The following is a 15,986-nucleotide window of genomic DNA, read 5'->3' on the forward strand; positions in this document are numbered from 1 at the left end:
GGGGGTTCTCAGTCGGCGACCAGGATGCCGATCTTGCCGACATGCGATTTCGACAGGAAGACTTCCTGCGCCGCGCGCAGCTCGCGCAGCGGATAGGTTCCGGCCAGAACCGGCCGGATCTCGCCCGCCTCGATATAGCCGATCAGGTCGGTGAACACGCCCGACGGCTGGTAGGTACAACCGAACAGTGACAGGTCGCGCAGATAGAGCGTGCGCAGGTCGAGTTCGACGATGGGCCCGGCGATGGCGCCGGCGGTGACGTAGCGCCCGCCGTTGCGGAGCGCGCCGATCAGGTCATTCCAGCGGCGCCCGCCCACGAGGTCGAGCACCACGTCGAAGGTCCGTTCGGGAAAGTCGCCGTCGCGGACCAGGGTCTCGTCCGCGCCGAGCGCGCCGAGTGCGGCGGCCTTCGCGGGCGTGCTCAGGGCCGTGACCCGGGCGCCGCGCCGCTTCGCGAGCTGGATCGCCGCCGAGCCGACGCCGCCCGAGGCGCCGGTGACCAGTACCCGTTCGGCGCCGAGGCCGGCCCGCTGGGTCATGCCCTCGGCGGTGGAAAAGGCGCAGGGAAACGAGGCGAGTTCCACGTCGCTGAGCTCCGAGCGCACCGCGATCGCGTGTTCCGCCGCGACCGTGGTGTATTGCGCGAAGGCCCCGTCCCGTTCCGATCCGAAGGTGATCAGGCGCGGCCCGGAGCCGTCAGAGGCGACAGGCTGCATCGGCCGGACCAGCACGCGCTCGCCGATCCGCGCCGCGGCGACCCCTTCGCCGACCGCGACGACCTCGCCACAGCAATCCGCCCCCTGGACACGCGGGAAGGACAGCGGGGTGCCGGACCAGCCGCCGTCCCCATCGGCGTTCGTTCCGAAGCCGTCGGTCGCGCCGGAGGCCGTGTCGCCGCGCACGCTCTTGGAATACCAGCCGGTGCGGGTGTTCACGTCGGTGTTGTTCAGGGCCGCGGCGCCGACCCGGATCAGCAGTTCGCGCGGCACACCGGCAGGTTGTCGCGCCACGCCAGCTTGTCGAGCCCGCCATGCCCGGTGAGGACAATCCCGTTCATCGTTTCGGGAAGCGTCATCGCGGTCTCCTCCTCGGCAAGACGTCGTTCTGCACATGAATCCCGTCGGGACGGCATGGTTAGCGCGGGAGCCTGCTGCCGCCACATCGCCGGCGCCGGTTCGCCCTTCGGCCGGTTCGCGCGGAGCCCGCAAAGAGGCAAACTGCAGAAAAATCGAGCGTCGCTGTAGCCATTCCGTGTCAAGTTAATATACTTAATGAAGTTTGACGGTGCGTTGCCGACGGCGGAAATGGCGGGAACCCGCCGAATTCGATCTGGCACGGCTGTTGCTTGGACAACAGGCAGACTGTTCTGCCGGCCGGATTCGGGAATGATGCGTATTCGTCAGTCACAGGGATCTTTCAGCGCCGCGCGAGGCGAGATCGGCTCGCGTCCGGGACGCGGTCATCGCCTGCCGGCCGCCCGGCGGCGCCATCGGTCGGTCGGCCGCCGGCCGCGCCCCTGGCAATTCCCGGTCGGCCACAACTGGGCGGTGTGGGAGGATTTCCTCTCCCGTCATGCCGGCGACCTCTGGATGGAGCAGCTCTCGGGCGTCGTCATGCTGGGTCCGATGGACGGCGATCCGCAGCTCAACTGAGCGTCATCCCGCGGGTGGCCCATACCGCTCCGCCGTCCCCGCGGACCCGTTAACCGCGACTTAACGCCCGATCGTCGATGATAGGCCCCTGTCAGGGGCAAGGATCGAGCAGTGTACGGCGCGGAGAAACCGTTCAAGAAGACGATGGCGAAAGTCGAGTGCCAGGTGGTGCTCGCCGACGGTCGGAGCTTCGACGGCCATTTCTTCGCCGGCGCCCAGCAGCGCCTGAGCGACGTGCTGAACGACCAGCGGCCGTTCCTGCCGTTTGCAACCAGCGCGGGCGAGACCCTGCTGATCGCCAAGGCAGCGATCGCCACCGTCACGCCGCAGGAATCGGCGGCCGACGACAAGCCGGCCGCCTATCGCGGCGAGAATCCCTATCTGCTGCTGGCCGTCGACCCGAAGGCCGACCTGGCGACGATCAAGCGGGCCTACCACGACCGTATCCGGGAGCATCACCCCGACCGCCTGAACGGCTTCGGATTGCCGCAGGAATATGTCGACCTCGCCAACCAGAAGCTCTCGGCGATCAACAAGGCCTACAAGGCGATCGTCGCGGAGCGCCAGCACGAGCCCGAGACGGCGTACTGATCCGGTCCTGCCTTCATCACGCCTCTCCCGTCCTGGCCCTCATCCCGTCTCGCGACGGGCTGGGTTGCGAAGCCGACGGGTCGCAAGGCCGCTGCCGCCTGCTATAATGTCCGCGGATGACGCTCGTCCGATGCGTCGCCGGCACCCGTCTCCGCAGGACTGCTCCGATGTCGACCCGACGCATCCCGCCGCTCTACGTGCTCGTCCTCGCGACGATGACCGGGCCGCTGGCACTCAACATCATTGTCCCGTCGATGCCCGGCATGGCGCGCGAGTTCGATGTCGATTTCGAGACGATCCAGTTCACGCTGACCTTCTACCTGATCGGCGTCGCCTTCGGGCAGCTGATCTACGGCCCGCTGTCCGACCGCTTTGGCCGGCGGCCGCTGATCCTGATCGGCGCGGCGCTGTTCACGGCGGCGAGCCTGGTCACCGCCTTCGCCGACAGCGCCAACTGGGTGATCGTCGGGCGCATCGTGCAGGCGCTCGGCGCCTGTTCCGGCATGGTGCTGACGCGCGCCATCGTCCGCGACATCTACAGCCGCGAACGCTCGGCCAGCATGCTCGGCTACATCATGATGGCAATGGCGGTCGCGCCGGCGACGGCGCCCGCGATCGGCGGCTATATCGACGCCTGGGTCGGCTGGCGGGCAAGTTTCGTGCTGGTCGGCGGGCTCGGCCTGGTGGTCTTCGTCGCCTGCCTGACGCAGCTTTCCGAAACCAACCTGAAGCGTAACGAGACCCTCGACCTGCTCGGCCAGTTCCGGAGCTTCGGCAAGCTGCTGCGCTCGCCGGCCTATGTCGGCTATACCGGCTGCGCCGCCTTTACCGTGGGCGCCTTCTTCGCCTTCCTGTCGACCGGGCCCTATTACATCATCGAGGTGCTGGGCGCGGGGTCCGAGCAGTACGGCATCTGGTTCATCATCATCTCGGTCGGCTATATCGCCGGCAACCTGGTGGTCGGGCGCTTCTCGGTCCGCTACGGCGGCGACCGGGTGGTCTTCCTCGGCAGCGCCGCCTCGGTCGTGGGCGGGCTGGCGCTGATCTACGGCGCGGTCGTCGAGACGACGTCGCTGGCGGCGATCTTCCTGCCGATGTGCCTGGTGACCTTCGGCAACGGCTCCAGCCAGCCGATCGCCATCGCCGCGGCGATCAGCGAGGCGCCGCACATGGCGGGTGCCGCCTCGGGCCTCATCGGCTTCTCGCAGATGGTCGTCAGCCTGCTCGTCACCGTGACCATCGGGCAACTTCTCACCGACAGCGCCTGGCCGCTGGTGATCAGCGTTTCCGGCGCCGGCCTGCTTTCCTTCGGCTGCTATTTCTGGGCATATTCGGTGAACAGGAGAAACCGGGGGACGTGATGGGCGAGGGGTCGAATCCATTCCGTACGGCGGGCGCGCTGATCCGCGCCTACGCGGCCGGGGAGACGACGCCAGCGGCTGAACTGGAGATGGCGCTCGATCGCCTCGACCGCTTCGAGCCGACGCTGAACGCCTTCATGGTTGTCGCCCGCGACAGTGCCCGGATGGCCGCCGATTCCGCCACCGCGCGCTGGCGGGCGGGCACGCCGATGGGGCCGCTCGACGGCGTCCCGCTGACCATCAAGGACATCACCGACGTCGCCGGCTGGCCGACCCGCAAGGGCTCGGCGCTGACGCCCGAGACCCCGGCCGAGGCGGACAGCCCGGCAGTGGCCCGGCTGCGCGCCGCCGGCGCCGTCCTGTTCGGCAAGACCACGACGCCGGAATTCGGCTGGAAGGGCATGACCGACGGGCCGCTGTTCGGCACGACCTGCAATCCCTGGGACACGACGCGCACGCCGGGCGGCTCGTCGGGCGGCGCGGCGGCCGCGCTCGCCGCCGGGATTGGCGCCGCCGCCCATGGCACCGACGCGGGCGGCTCGCTCCGCATTCCGGGCAGCTATTGCGGCCTCGTCGGTTTCAAGCCGAGCTTCGGGCGGGTTCCCGACCTGCCCCATGACAGCCCCTTCGACAGCCTCGCGACGGCTGGCGCGATCACCCGCGACGTCGCCGACGCGGCGCTGCTGCTGGATATCCTCGCCGGCACCGACCGGCGCGACTGGCGCACGCTGCCGCGCGAGGCCGCGGATTTCAAAGCCTTCCCGGGGCCGGATGGTCTGAAGGGGATGAAGATCGCCTACGCGCCCGGTCTGGGCGGCGCCGAGCCGGTCGAGGCGGTCACCCAGCTCACCGACGCGGCGGTCGAACGGCTGGCCGACCTCGGCGCCGAGGTGAGCCATGTCGGGCCGGTCTTCGCGCCGCTGGAGCCGCGCTTCCGCGACCTCTGGCTGGCCGGCTTCGGCAGGATCATCGACGCGATCCCGTCCGAACGCCGCGACGAGCTCGACCCGCGCTTCCGCGCGGTCGCCGAGGCGGGCCTCGACATCGATCTCCGCGCCTTCTATCGCGGCTACGCGGAACAGGCCGCGCTCGCCGCCGAGCTTGCCGCCCTCCACGAGCGTTACGCGCTGCTGGTCACCCCGACCATGCCGACCCTGCCGCCGACCGCGGACACGCCCTATGCCAGCCCGGTCTTCGACCGCTGGCGCCATGCCACGCCCTACACGGTGCCGTTCAACCTGACCGGCCAGCCGGCGCTCTCGATGCCCTGCGGGGTCAGCCACGAGGGCCTGCCGGTCGGCCTGCAGATCGCCGGTCCGCGCTTCGCCGAGACCACGATCCTCGCCGCCGCCTCGGCGCTGGAGGCGGCGCTGGCGCTGCCCAGCCCCCACCCGGTGCTGCGGGCCGCTCTCGACCGGATCGGCTGAGAAGGTCATGCGGCCGGCCATGACGCTGGAAGGCATGTTCGCGGCGATGGCGCGGAACAACGCTTGGGCAAACCGGCGCCTGCACGAGGCCTGCCGTGGCCTTCCCGACGGCGCTTTCGGGGCCCCGCGCGGCGGTTTCTTCGGCTCGATCTCGCGGACCCTCAACCATATCCTGATCGTCGACTGGTATTATCTCGACCAGATGAGTGGCGAAGGCCTCGGCTACTGGCTGCGCCAGGACGAGGAGCCGTATCCCCTGCTCGACGACCTGATCGAGGCGCAGCGCGCAGCCGACCGCCGGCTGATCGCCTTCTGCGACGGCCTCGGCCTGGCCGACCTCGCCCGCACGGTGCCGATGGAACGGCCCGGCCGCAAGGCGCCGGACGAACGCATCGGCGACCTGCTCGCCCATCTCTTCCAGCACCAGGTCCATCATCGCGGTCAGGCGCACGGCCTGCTCTCCGATGCCGGGATCACGCCGCCGCAGCTCGACGAATTCTTCCTCGTCGACGACGGCCGGTTCCGTGGCGACGACATGGCCGCACTACGCGATCTCGGCCTCGACTGAATGGCGAACCTTGCCTCGACCGCCCGGCCGCGCGACAATCGGCGCGGGATCCGGCAGCGATGGAGGCCGGAGAGATGATTGCCAATCCGACGGGAACCCGGGCCGTGACGGTGCTGCTCGCACTGCTCGCGCTCACCCTTGGCGGCTGCGCCGAGCGGGACCGTTTCGTCGTCGGCGGGCCGGACGATCCGGTCGTCGGTTTCTGCTACCAGCGGCTCGCCCGCGTCGACTGCGCGACGACGCCGGAGCCCGGGCGCGTTCCCGTCGCGCTCATGTACCGCAGCATGCTGGCGCCGATCTACTGAGCCTCAGGCCGGTGGGTCGGCGAACCAGCGCATGTGATGGGCGGCTTCGGCCGGATCGTAGGCATGGGCAGGCCCGACCGGGCAGGCGAGGCGGGCGAGACAGCCCTGTTCCCGGCAGGCCGCGCCGTCGGCGCTCCGCACATGGGCGAGGCAGAGCCGGGTGTCGTAGCCCGCGTCCGAGATCGCGCCGGCCGGGCAGCTGGTCATGCAGGGCTTCTCCGCGCAACTCGCGCAGGGATGGGCCGCCGGGGGCGATTTCGGCAGCGCGACCGGCCCGGCGAACAGCAAGGCCGCCCGCCAGGCGTGCCAGAGGCCGTATTCGGGATGGATCAGGATCATCAGCGGCGAGGGCTTCAGCCCCTCGGCCAGTGCCGCCCAGCGCTGGAACGGCGCATGCGGCGGGCCGCCGAACGGATAGCGCGCCTCGGCCCCGTGCGCCGCGGCGATCGCGCCGACCACCCTCCGGGTCCAGCGGTCGAGCGGATGGTCGGCCAGTGCAGCTTCCGGCGCGGCCTCGAAATGCCGCCACATCGCGCGGCCGGCATTACCGACCAGCAGCAGCGTCCCGACCAGCCGCCCGTCGCCGAGCGTGAGGCCGTCGAGAGCGTCGGCGTCGAGCGCGCCGCGCAGGATGAGGCCATGTCCCGCCAGCCTGCGGGCGATATCGGTCGCTGTCGTTTCCATGGTGGGGAGGATAGTCCGGCCCGCAGCCCCTCGCCACATCCGCCGTCTCGCGCTATAGAGGGGGCCGGCAAGAACGGACCCTGACGGAGTGGCGTAATGGCGGCGGACGGCATGAAGACCGGTGGTGAACTGCTGGTCGATAATCTTCAACTGCACGGCGTCCAGCGCGCCTTCGGCGTGCCCGGTGAGAGCTATCTTGCGGTCCTCGACGCGCTTCACGACGCGCCCGCGATCGATTTCGTGATCTGCCGCCAGGAAGGCGGCGCGGCGATGATGGCCGAGGCCGACGGCAAGCTGACCGGCGAGCCCGGCATCTGCTTCGTCACGCGCGGCCCCGGCGCCACCAACGCCTCGTCCGGCGTCCATGTGGCGTTCCAGGACTCGACACCGATGATCCTGTTCATCGGCCAGGTGGCGCGCGAGACCCGCGACCGCGAAGCGTTCCAGGAAATCGACTATCGCCGCATGTTCGGCCAGATGGCGAAATGGGTGGCGGAGATCGACGATGCCGCCCGCATTCCCGAGTATCTCGCCCGCGCCTTCCGGACAGCGACGTCTGGCCGCCCCGGCCCGGTCGTGCTGGCCCTGCCGGAGGACATGCTGACCAACCGGGTTCCGGTGCCGTCCGGGCCGGCGATGCAGCCCTACCGGCGGGCGGAAACGGCGCCCGGCGGCGCGGCGATGGAGGCGCTGGCGGAGCGGCTGAAGACCGCGAAGCGGCCGTTCCTGATGCTCGGCGGCGGCACCTGGGACGCCGGGGCGGTGGCCGATATCCGGGCCTTCGCCGAGGCGCAGGCGCTGCCGGTCGGTACCAGCTTCCGCTGCCAGGACCTGTTCGACAACGAGCATCCGAACTATGCCGGCGATATCGGCATCGGCCCCAACCCGGCGCTCGCCGCGCGCGTTCGTGACGCCGACCTGCTGATCGTCGCCGGCGCAAGGCTCGGCGAGATGACGACCGGCGGCTACACCCTCCTAACCCCGCCGGTACCGAAGCAGACGCTGGTCCATATCCATCCGGGGGCGGAGGAACTCGGCCACGTCTACCAGCCGGCGCTCGCGATCCATGCCGACATGCGCGCCTTCGCCGCCGCCGCGCGCGCGCTGCCGGCCGCGAGTGGCGCCAATTCGCGGGCCGAGGCGGTGGCCGAGGCGCATCGCGACTATCTCGACTGGTCCAGCCCGGTGACCTCGGTCGGCCCGGTGCAGATGGCCGAGATCATCGCCGCGCTGGGCGCGGACCTGCCGAAGGACGCGATCTATACCAACGGCGCCGGCAATTACGCGAGCTGGCTGCACCGGTTCCATCGCTATCGCGAGTTCCGCACCGAGCTCGCGCCGACCAGCGGCTCAATGGGTTACGGTCTGCCGGCGGCGGTCGCCGCCAAGCGGCGTTATCCGGACCGCACCGTGGTCGCCTTCGCCGGTGACGGCTGCTTCATGATGACCGGGCAGGAATTCGCGACCGCCGCGCAATATGGCGTCGCCGTCATCGTCATCGTCGTCAACAACGGCATGTACGGTACGATCCGCATGCATCAGGAGCGGGAATACCCGGCGCGGGTCTTCGGCACCGAACTCCGCAATCCGGACTTCGCGGCGCTGGCCCGGGCTTACGGCGGCCATGGCGAGCGGGTCGAGCGGACCGGGGCTTTCGCCGATGCCTTCGCCCGCGCCAGGGCTTCGGGCCGGCCGGCGCTGATCGAGATCGCGCTCGATCCGGAGGCACTGACGCCGAAGGCGACGCTCAGCGAGATCCGCGCCGCCGCCCTTTCCAGCGCGTCCTGAAGGCGTCGCAGCGGATCTGTCCGCAGGCCGGCGCGAGGATGTCGAGGAAACTCTCTGCGACCGCGCGCCAGGAGAAGCCCAGCGCGAAGCGGCGACAGTCCTCCCGCGGGATTTGCAGCGCGCGGCGCGTGGCTTGCGCCAGGTCATCGTCCAGGCAGCCGATCGCGGCCTTGCCGATGACGTCCTTCGGGCCGGAGACCGGATAGGCGGCAACCGGCGTTCCCGCGGCCAGCGCCTCGAGCAGCACGAGGCCGAAGGTGTCGGTCCGGCTCGGGAACACGAACACGTCGGCCGAGGCATAGTGACGGGCGAGTTCGGCGCCGAATTTCGCGCCGGTGAAGATGACGTCCGGATAGCGCCGGCGGAAATGCCCGAGCATCGGCCCGTCGCCGACGACCACCTTCGAGCCCGCGAACGGCATGTCGAGGAACGCCTGGATATTCTTCTCCACCGCGACCCGCCCGACATTGATCGCGATCGGCCGGGGCAGGTCGAAGGCATCCGCCGGCGCCAGCCGGTAGAGTTCCGTATCGACGCCGCGGGAGACGATCCGGAGGTTGTCGAAACCCTGCGCGACGAGCACCTGGCGGACCGATTCCGTCGGCACCATGACATTGCTGGACGGCCCGTGGAACCAGCGCAGGAAGGCGTAGGACCAGGCCAGCGGGATCGGCGCGCGGGCGCGCAGATATTCCGGGAAGCGGGTATGGAAACCGGTCGTGAAATGCAGCCCCTCGCCAACGCAGTAGCGCCGCGCCGCGATGCCGAGCGGCCCCTCGGTGGCAATATGGATGAAGTCGGGATCGGCCGCGGCGATGCGGCGCCCGACGCCGCGCCTGCCGGTCAGGCTGAGCCTGATTTCCGGATAGGTCGGGCAGGGGAGGGTGCGGAAATCGGACGGGGTGATCCGGACGACGTCATGGCCCATCGCCACGAGTTCGTCGCCGATCGCCTGGAGGGTGCGAACGACGCCGTTGACCTGCGGATGCCAGGCATCCGTCACGAGGACGAGGCGCATACGGTCTCGATTGCACGGGTGGCGGGGGCGGCGGCATGCCGCGGCGGGATCGCCCGGATCGACTTCGGATGGCCGTCGGGCATCCATTGCAGGATCTCCAGCCGGCCGTCCAGATGCTCGACCATGGCCGTGCAGCTCTCGACCCAGTCGCCGTCGTTGCAATAGAGGATGCCGTCGATGTCGCGGATTTCGGCATGGTGGATATGGCCGCAGACGACACCGTCGACCTCGCGTTCGCGGGCGACCGCCGCCAGTGCCTCCTCGAACTCGGCGATATACTTGACCGCGTTCTTGACCTTGAGCTTCAGGTAGGCTGACAGCGACCAGTAGGGATAGCCCATGGCCCGCCGGATGCGATTGACCCAGCGATTGAGCACGAGCGCGAGGTTGTAGGCCCAGTCGCCGACAAAGGCGAGCCAGCGCGCATAGAGCACGACGACGTCGAACTGGTCGCCATGCAGGACCAGGAGCTTCCGGCCGTCGGCGGTCTCGTGGACGATATCGCGGGCGATCTCGATGCCGCCGAAGCTGACGCCGCGATAGCCGCGCGCGAACTCGTCGTGGTTGCCGGGAATGAAGATCACCCGGGTACCCTTGCGCGCCTTGCGCAGCAGCTTCTGCACGACGTCGTTGTGGGTTTGCGGCCAGTACCAGGAACGGCGCAGGCGCCAGCCGTCGATGATGTCGCCGACCAGGTAAAGCCGGCTGCTCTCGGTGATGCGGAGGAAGTCGAGCAGCCGCTCGGCCTGGCAGCCGCGGGTGCCGAGATGGATATCCGATATCCAGATCGAACGGTAACGGAACGGCGGAATCTGCGCGGTCATGAAATCGGGTTCTTGCCGTGGATCCGATGAAATTACTTGTTGTCTTGTACGTTCGACCACAAGATCAAGCAAATGAACTTATTGTTGCAATAAAGTATTTAACAGAACCGACATAATACTGTATCGCAAGTGTCATCGACGGATTGAATGTGAAGGAAACGCTTTTCTTTCATTGCGGGTTCCCGATGCCGACCCTGATCATCCACAATCCGACCGCCGGCCGGTCCCGTCGCCGGCGTCTCGATGCCTTCATCGACCGGCTCGGCCGGCTGGGGATGGCGACCAGCCTGCGGCAGACCGGCAAGGCCGGTGACGCGACGATCTTCGCCGCCGGGTCAACGGCGGGGACGGTGGTTGCCGCCGGCGGCGACGGCACCATGAACGAGGTCGCGAACGGCCTGGCGGGATCGGACGCCCGGCTCGCCTTCATGCCGCTCGGCACCGCCAACGTGCTGGCCTGGGAAATCGGCCTCGGGAGCAGTCCCGAACGGGCCGCCGCAGTGGTTGCCGGGGATGTGGAGATCAGCGTCCATGCGGGCCTCGCGAACGGCCGGCGCTTCCTGCTGATGGCCGGCATCGGCTTCGATGCCTGGACGGTGCGGGCGGTCGATCTCCGGCAAAAGCGGCTGCTCGGGCCGCTCGCCTACGTCATCGCCATGGTGCGGGTGCTCCGCCGCTTTCCCTTCCCGGATTACCGGGTCACGGTCGACGGCGTCGCGCATGCCGCCTGCTCGGTGATTGTCTGCCGGGGCCGCTGCTATGGCGGACCGTTCGTGCTGGCGCCGGCGGCCGGACTAGAAGCCGGGCTGCTGCAGGTCCTGCTGTTCGAACGCGGCGGGGTCGGTGCGGTGATCCGCTTCGGGCTGGCGCTGCTGACCGGCCGCATGGCGACGGCGAGCGGGGTCAGGATCATTGCCGGACGCGAGATCCGGATCGAGGGGCCGGCTGGCGATCCGGTGCAGCTCGACGGCGATCTGGCCGGCACCCTGCCGCTCGATATCGCTATCGACGAGCGCCCGCTCCGCCTCGCCGTGCCGGCGCAACGTCCCGCCGGTAACCGGCGCGGTTGACGGCCGTTCGCGGTGAGGGCGGGCGAGGCGAGGGCGCCGACGCGCCTTCTGTATCAGTCTGACTTCATGCCATTCACGGCGGCCGTCGCGCACGCATCGGCGACTTCCTGGCGATATTGTTCGGTCACGTTGTTGACCCAGCCCGCCTTGACGACGAAGTCGTCGCGGGACCAGGTGCTTTCCGCCTTCAGGAGTACGAGCTGGTCCGGCTGCTGTTCGGCGCTGGCGACGCAAAGCGGCATGAAGGCGGCGACGACTGCTGACGCCGCGCTGGCCTCCTGCATCTTCCCGGCCGTTGCACCCGTGACCCAGCCACCCCAGGCGAAGCCGATGGCGATCGCGGCAACCGCGCCACCAGCGGCGCCCCACGCGAGAGGTTTGATCGACTCTTTGATGTTCATCACGAAAATTCCTTCAAGTCCGGTTTCTGAATGAATGGTACGGGCGGTTGTTCGGGAGCGGCGCCGACCCTGGCTTGTCCTGTCGGATCGGCGGTCCGGAGCGGCAATATTGCCCGCATTGAGCCGGTCGCAGATATGCGACGGGCGTCGAAAGTAATGATTGAGATCCTATAAATTAATCTCGATCTACCGGATGACTATAATATAAATATTTACTCAATTCAACAGAAAGTAACAAATGACGATATCATGCAAAATATTTTGCGCTTCTCTGCGTGATTTTTCGAAACCATGCAGAGTCGATCTCCGAATACTATGTTGATATCCTGACCGTCGCCCGACCACGCCCGACGACGCGCGCGCCCCGTCTCGCCCATGGGGTTGACCCAGGGGCGATGGCGGAGAGGGCGCGGCCGGGCGGCAGCGAAAGTTCGGTAACGGATGGACGGCAGGCGGCGGGCGGTCAGACCTGCCAGGTATGGCCGCGCCGGAGCAGCTTGTTGATCGACAGCGGATCGGCCGCCGGGCCGGGCTTGAGCGATTCCTGCACGGCGCCGTCATAGGTCGCCGCCGGATTGCAGTAGATCACGCCCATGGCGACCGGGAACGGCGCCTCCATGACCGCAAGCAGGCCGGCCAGGGTGGCGTTGGTCTCGTCATGGACCTGCAGGTCGGCTTCGGTGATGCCGTCCTCGCCGAGCGTCACCATTTCGAGCGCGAAGGTCCGGGTGTTGAACCGCAGGCCCCGGTCGGCTTTCTCGCCGAAGATGAGCGGTTCGCCGTGACGCAGGTGGATCTGCGCGTTCGTGGCAACCTCCCGGTCGGTGATCGCGCCGAAGACGCCGTCGTTGTAGACGATGCAGTTCTGCAGTATCTCGACGAACGAGGTGCCCTTGTGGGCATGGGCGCGCTTGAACAGGTCTGGCAGGCGCTTCTGGTCCGTATCGACACCGCGGGCGACGAAGCGGGCGCCGGCGCCGAGCGCGAAGCGGGCCGGGGCGACCGGCATGTCGACCGAGCCGCCGGGGGTCGAGGGCGAGCGCGTGCCGACGCGCGAGGTCGGCGAATACTGCCCCTTGGTGAGGCCGTAGATCTCGTTGTTGAACAGCAGGAACTGCACGTCGACATTGCGGCGCAGGAGATGCAGCAGGTGGTTGCCGCCGATCGACAGCGCGTCGCCGTCACCGGAGATCACCCAGACGTCGAGCTCGGGATTGGCCAGCTTGATCCCGGTCGCGAAGGCCGGCGCCCGGCCGTGGATCGTGTGGAAGCCGTAAGTCGACATGTAGTAGGGGAAGCGCGCCGCGCAGCCGATGCCGGAAACGAAGACGAACTTCTCCTTCGGCACGCCGAGGTCGGGCAGCGTGCGCTGCACCGCCTTGAGGATCGCGTAATCGCCGCAACCCGGGCACCAGCGGACTTCCTGATCCGAGGCGAAATCCTTCGCCGTAAGCTGTTCGGTGGAGATGGGCACGTTCATGATGTGCTCCCGAAGACCGCGTTAAACGAGTGCCGAGATCGCGGATTCAAGCTCCGCGATCCGGAAGGGCTGGCCGGTGACCTTGTTGAGCGGCCGGGCCGGCAGGAGATACTCGCTGCGCAGCAGCGTGACCAGCTGGCCGTGGTTCATCTCGGGCACCAGCACGTTGTCGAAGCCGGCGAGCAGCGTGCCGAGATTGCGCGGCAGCGGCCAGATATGGCGCAGATGGATATGGCTGACCTCGACGCCCCGGTTCCGCATGTTGGAGACGGCGCGGCTGATCGGCCCGTAGGTCGAACCCCAGCCGACCACGGCGAGCTTGCCGGACTGCGGTCCGGCATCGACGGTCTGCTCGGGGATGTCGTTGGCGATGCCGGCGATCTTCGCGGCGCGCAGGTCGGTCATCCGCTGGTGATTGGCCGGATCGTAGGAGATATGGCCCGATTCCGATGCCTTTTCGATGCCGCCGATGCGGTGCTCGAGACCCGGCGTGCCGGGAACGGCCCAGTTGCGGGCGAGCGTCGTCTCGTTGCGGTGGAACGGCTGGAAGCCCTCCGGGTCGGTGCGAAACTCGACCGGGAACGGCGCGTAGTCGGCCATGTCGGGGACGGCCCAGGGCTCGGCCGCGTTGGCGATATAACCGTCGGTGAGCAGGATCACCGGGGTCATGTACTTGACCGCCAGGCGGGCCGCCTCGATCGCCGTCTCGAAGCAGTCGCTCGGCGAGCGCGAGGCGATCACGACCAGCGGGGAATCGGCGTTGCGGCCGAACACCGACTGGTAGAGGTCCGACTGCTCGGTCTTCGTCGGCATGCCGGTGGAGGGACCGGCGCGCTGCGAATTGACGATGACGAGCGGCAGCTCGGTGGAGATCGCCAGCCCGATCGCCTCGGTCTTGAGCGCGACGCCCGGACCGGAGGAGGAGGTGACGCCAAGTTCGCCGGCATAGGAGGCGCCGATCGCGGCGCAGACCGCGGCGATCTCGTCCTCGGCCTGGAAGGTGCCGACGCCGTAGTCCTTGAGACCGGCCAGGATATGCAGGATCGACGAGGCCGGGGTGATCGGATAGGAGCCGAAGAACAGCCGGAGCCCGGCCAGCGAGGAGCCGGCGACAAGACCCCAGGCAAGCGACTCCGCACCGGTGACCGTGCGGTAGAGGCCCGGATCCATCTTCGCGGGCGCGATCGAATAGGCGATGTCCTCGCCCAACTCGGCGGTCTCCGCATAGGCGTGGCCGGCATTGAGCGCGGCGGCATTGGCCTCGGCGATGTCCGGACGGCCGGCGAATTTCCGCGCCGCCCAGTCCAGGGTCGGGCCGCGATCGCGGTCGAACAGCCAGTAGACGAAACCGAGAACCCAGAAGTTCTTGCAGCGAAGCGCTTCCTTCTGGCTCAGCCCGAGCGGCTTCACCGCCTCGAGCGTCTGCTTGGAAACGTCGACCTCGATCACCCGGTAGGGCTTCAGCGTGCCGTCCTCGCGCGGATCGCCGTCATAACCCGCCTTCTTCAGGTTGCGGGCATTGAAGGTGCCGATATCGATGATGACCAGCCCGCCCTTCGGCAGGAAGCCGAGATTGACGTAGAGGGCCGCAGGGTTGAGCGCGACCAGGACGTCCGGCTGGTCGCCGGCGGTCTTGATGCCGCGGCTGCCGAAATTGATCTGGAAGGCCGAGACGCCGAAAGTCGTGCCCGTTGGCGCGCGGATTTCGGCCGGGAAATCCGGGAAGGTGGCGAGATCGTTGCCAGCCAGCGCCGTCGTGTCGGCGAAGCGCCCGCCGGTAAGCTGGATACCATCGCCCGAGTCGCCGGCGAAACGGACCACCACGGATTCGACGGCGTGGCGGTGGGGCTCGTTGGCACGGGGCTTGACCGGGGCAAGAACGGTTTCGTTCACGGCTTTTCTCTCACTTCATGGCCCAGACGGGCCGCACGAATGCCCGGGAATCTAGCCGATCCGGGCGCTGCTTCACAACAGGCAGCCGATGCCGTCGTCCAATTCACATACCAGATACGTTATTCAAAACATTCGGCTCTGTTGCGCTGTGTTATGTAGCGGCGGTTGGGCGTTGGTCAACTGCTAGATTGCGATTGCTGCACGGTCCGGAAAAAATCATTCGTACACGAACAATTTATCGCCATTCCGCAAAAGTCAATCGCCCGTCGCTGGCGATCACGTGATTGCCCGTTTCACGGGCGCAACTGGCGGACGAACGCACGCGCGATTCCGGCCGGGCTCAGGCCGCCCGGGCGGTACCATTTCGGCACCCAGTTGAGCGAGCCCAGAAGACCGAGCCGGAGCAGCCGGCGATCCTGTTCCGTGGGCAGGTCGAGATCGTCGATGAGGGCCTCGAACAGCGCCTCGTAGGCGTCGCGCTGGCGCACCAGTTCGCGGCGCAGCTTTTCGGGAAAGGTGCTGAAGTCGATGATCACGATGCGCGCCTCCGCCGCCTGCTGCAGCAACGCCTCGAGATGAGCCGCCGACGCCGCCTCGAGCCGCGCCCACGGTTCCTCGACCTCCGCCACCGCCTGTTCGGCGCGTTCGCGAATGGCCGCGACGCTGGCGCCATGGGCGGCGGCGAACAGGGCTTCCTTGGAGGGGAAGTGGTAGTAGAGCGAGCCGGGCAGCATGCCGACCTCGCGCGCGATGTCGCGCATCGAGGCGTCGCTGTATCCCTTGCTGCTGAACAGCCGCGCCGCCACCGCCATGATTTCCTCGCGCCGCCCGCCGCCGCGCCGCGCGGCTGAAGCCTCGGCGGTTCCGGTCGCCTGCTTCATGTCGGCCAAACGATTGTTTGGCATATTGCGTCCGCCATTGCTT

15 protein-coding genes and 1 pseudogene are annotated in these 15,986 nt (G+C 68.2%); 8 read left to right on the top strand and 8 right to left on the bottom strand.

Annotation, left to right across the window (positions count from 1 at the left end):
* Window positions 1-8 precede the first annotated feature (8 nt).
* Window positions 9-1,075: pseudogene (locus tag OCH7691_RS05785) on the bottom strand (alcohol dehydrogenase family protein).
* Between the two features lie 310 nt (window positions 1,076-1,385).
* Between OCH7691_RS05785 and OCH7691_RS05790 the strand changes: the two are divergent.
* The 6 genes from OCH7691_RS05790 (at window position 1,386) to OCH7691_RS05815 (ending at window position 5,904) form a co-directional block, all read left to right on the top strand.
* Window positions 1,386-1,652, top strand: a complete 267-nt coding sequence (locus tag OCH7691_RS05790) for a hypothetical protein (RefSeq protein WP_085882420.1) — start codon at window positions 1,386-1,388, stop codon at window positions 1,650-1,652.
* Between the two features lie 111 nt (window positions 1,653-1,763).
* A complete protein-coding gene (locus OCH7691_RS05795; RefSeq protein ID WP_085882421.1) occupies window positions 1,764-2,243 on the top strand; it encodes a J domain-containing protein in 480 nt (159 codons plus the stop codon).
* Window positions 2,244-2,410: 167 nt separating this feature from the next.
* Window positions 2,411-3,604, top strand: coding sequence for a multidrug effflux MFS transporter (locus OCH7691_RS05800; RefSeq protein WP_176244936.1), 1,194 nt, complete (start codon window positions 2,411-2,413; stop codon window positions 3,602-3,604).
* Window positions 3,604-5,031 (top strand): amidase, encoded by a 1,428-nt coding sequence (locus tag OCH7691_RS05805; protein ID WP_085882423.1) that lies wholly within the window; start codon window positions 3,604-3,606, stop codon window positions 5,029-5,031. Before OCH7691_RS05800 ends, OCH7691_RS05805 begins: the two co-directional genes overlap by 1 nt.
* Window positions 5,032-5,038: 7 nt before the next feature.
* Complete coding sequence (locus OCH7691_RS05810) at window positions 5,039-5,599, top strand: DinB family protein (protein WP_217807819.1); 561 nt, start codon at window positions 5,039-5,041, stop codon at window positions 5,597-5,599.
* 74 nt (window positions 5,600-5,673) lie between these two features.
* Complete coding sequence (locus tag OCH7691_RS05815; RefSeq protein ID WP_139839538.1) at window positions 5,674-5,904, top strand: hypothetical protein; 231 nt, start codon at window positions 5,674-5,676, stop codon at window positions 5,902-5,904.
* 3 nt (window positions 5,905-5,907) lie between these two features.
* Here the strand turns inward: OCH7691_RS05815 and OCH7691_RS05820 are convergent, their stop codons facing one another.
* Entirely contained in the window at window positions 5,908-6,588 is a 681-nt protein-coding gene (locus OCH7691_RS05820; RefSeq protein ID WP_085882425.1) for a hypothetical protein, read from the bottom strand.
* A gap of 111 nt (window positions 6,589-6,699) precedes the next feature.
* Here OCH7691_RS05820 and OCH7691_RS05825 point away from each other — a divergent pair, with 111 nt between their 5' ends.
* Window positions 6,700-8,376 carry a thiamine pyrophosphate-binding protein gene (locus OCH7691_RS05825; protein WP_085883522.1) on the top strand — a complete coding sequence of 559 codons (1,677 nt, stop codon included), beginning with the start codon at window positions 6,700-6,702 and terminating at the stop codon, window positions 8,374-8,376.
* Here OCH7691_RS05825 and OCH7691_RS05830 read toward each other — a convergent pair.
* Together OCH7691_RS05830 and OCH7691_RS05835 are read right to left on the bottom strand one after the other, a co-directional pair.
* Complete coding sequence (locus OCH7691_RS05830; protein ID WP_085882426.1) at window positions 8,336-9,394, bottom strand: glycosyltransferase family 4 protein; 1,059 nt, start codon at window positions 9,392-9,394, stop codon at window positions 8,336-8,338. The genes OCH7691_RS05825 and OCH7691_RS05830 overlap by 41 nt on opposite strands.
* Window positions 9,376-10,218 (bottom strand): UDP-2,3-diacylglucosamine diphosphatase, encoded by an 843-nt coding sequence (locus tag OCH7691_RS05835; protein ID WP_085882427.1) that lies wholly within the window; start codon window positions 10,216-10,218, stop codon window positions 9,376-9,378. Before OCH7691_RS05835 ends, OCH7691_RS05830 begins: the two co-directional genes overlap by 19 nt.
* Window positions 10,219-10,367: 149 nt before the next feature.
* On the opposite strand from OCH7691_RS05835, the gene OCH7691_RS05840 reads away from it, so the two are divergent.
* A complete protein-coding gene (locus OCH7691_RS05840; protein ID WP_139839539.1) occupies window positions 10,368-11,288 on the top strand; it encodes a diacylglycerol/lipid kinase family protein in 921 nt (306 codons plus the stop codon).
* 53 nt (window positions 11,289-11,341) lie between these two features.
* Here OCH7691_RS05840 and OCH7691_RS05845 read toward each other — a convergent pair whose 3' ends face one another.
* The 4 genes from OCH7691_RS05845 to OCH7691_RS05860 all read right to left on the bottom strand — a co-directional run bounded on the left by OCH7691_RS05845 (window position 11,342) and on the right by OCH7691_RS05860 (window position 15,967).
* Complete coding sequence (locus tag OCH7691_RS05845; protein ID WP_085882429.1) at window positions 11,342-11,689, bottom strand: hypothetical protein; 348 nt, start codon at window positions 11,687-11,689, stop codon at window positions 11,342-11,344.
* A 463-nt stretch (window positions 11,690-12,152) separates the two neighbouring features.
* Window positions 12,153-13,169, bottom strand: coding sequence for a 2-oxoacid:ferredoxin oxidoreductase subunit beta (locus OCH7691_RS05850; protein ID WP_085882430.1), 1,017 nt, complete (start codon window positions 13,167-13,169; stop codon window positions 12,153-12,155).
* A 21-nt stretch (window positions 13,170-13,190) separates the two neighbouring features.
* The gene (locus OCH7691_RS05855; protein ID WP_085882431.1) at window positions 13,191-15,062 is read right to left on the bottom strand and encodes a 2-oxoacid:acceptor oxidoreductase subunit alpha; all 1,872 of its coding nucleotides are present in this window, start codon (window positions 15,060-15,062) and stop codon (window positions 13,191-13,193) included.
* Between the two features lie 293 nt (window positions 15,063-15,355).
* A complete protein-coding gene (locus OCH7691_RS05860; protein WP_217807821.1) occupies window positions 15,356-15,967 on the bottom strand; it encodes a TetR/AcrR family transcriptional regulator in 612 nt (203 codons plus the stop codon).
* Between the last annotated feature and the right edge of the window lie 19 nt (window positions 15,968-15,986).

Source organism: Oceanibacterium hippocampi (assembly GCF_900172325.1).
Lineage (GTDB): Bacteria > Pseudomonadota > Alphaproteobacteria > Sneathiellales > Sneathiellaceae > Oceanibacterium > Oceanibacterium hippocampi.

Excerpts from the sequence above, each read along its gene's own strand:
- OCH7691_RS05790 (WP_085882420.1), top strand. The coding sequence starts at position 1,386 with ATGATGCGTATTCGTCAGTCACAGGGATCTTTCAGCGCCGCGCGAGGC.
- OCH7691_RS05800 (WP_176244936.1), top strand. The coding sequence starts at position 2,411 with ATGTCGACCCGACGCATCCCGCCGCTCTACGTGCTCGTCCTCGCGACG.
- OCH7691_RS05805 (WP_085882423.1), top strand. The coding sequence starts at position 3,604 with ATGGGCGAGGGGTCGAATCCATTCCGTACGGCGGGCGCGCTGATCCGC.
- OCH7691_RS05810 (WP_217807819.1), top strand. The coding sequence starts at position 5,039 with ATGCGGCCGGCCATGACGCTGGAAGGCATGTTCGCGGCGATGGCGCGG.
- OCH7691_RS05815 (WP_139839538.1), top strand. The coding sequence starts at position 5,674 with ATGATTGCCAATCCGACGGGAACCCGGGCCGTGACGGTGCTGCTCGCA.
- OCH7691_RS05820 (WP_085882425.1), bottom strand. The coding sequence starts at position 6,588 with ATGGAAACGACAGCGACCGATATCGCCCGCAGGCTGGCGGGACATGGC.
- OCH7691_RS05825 (WP_085883522.1), top strand. The coding sequence starts at position 6,700 with ATGAAGACCGGTGGTGAACTGCTGGTCGATAATCTTCAACTGCACGGC.
- OCH7691_RS05830 (WP_085882426.1), bottom strand. The coding sequence starts at position 9,394 with ATGCGCCTCGTCCTCGTGACGGATGCCTGGCATCCGCAGGTCAACGGC.
- OCH7691_RS05835 (WP_085882427.1), bottom strand. The coding sequence starts at position 10,218 with ATGACCGCGCAGATTCCGCCGTTCCGTTACCGTTCGATCTGGATATCG.
- OCH7691_RS05845 (WP_085882429.1), bottom strand. The coding sequence starts at position 11,689 with ATGAACATCAAAGAGTCGATCAAACCTCTCGCGTGGGGCGCCGCTGGT.
- OCH7691_RS05850 (WP_085882430.1), bottom strand. The coding sequence starts at position 13,169 with ATGAACGTGCCCATCTCCACCGAACAGCTTACGGCGAAGGATTTCGCC.
- OCH7691_RS05860 (WP_217807821.1), bottom strand. The coding sequence starts at position 15,967 with ATGCCAAACAATCGTTTGGCCGACATGAAGCAGGCGACCGGAACCGCC.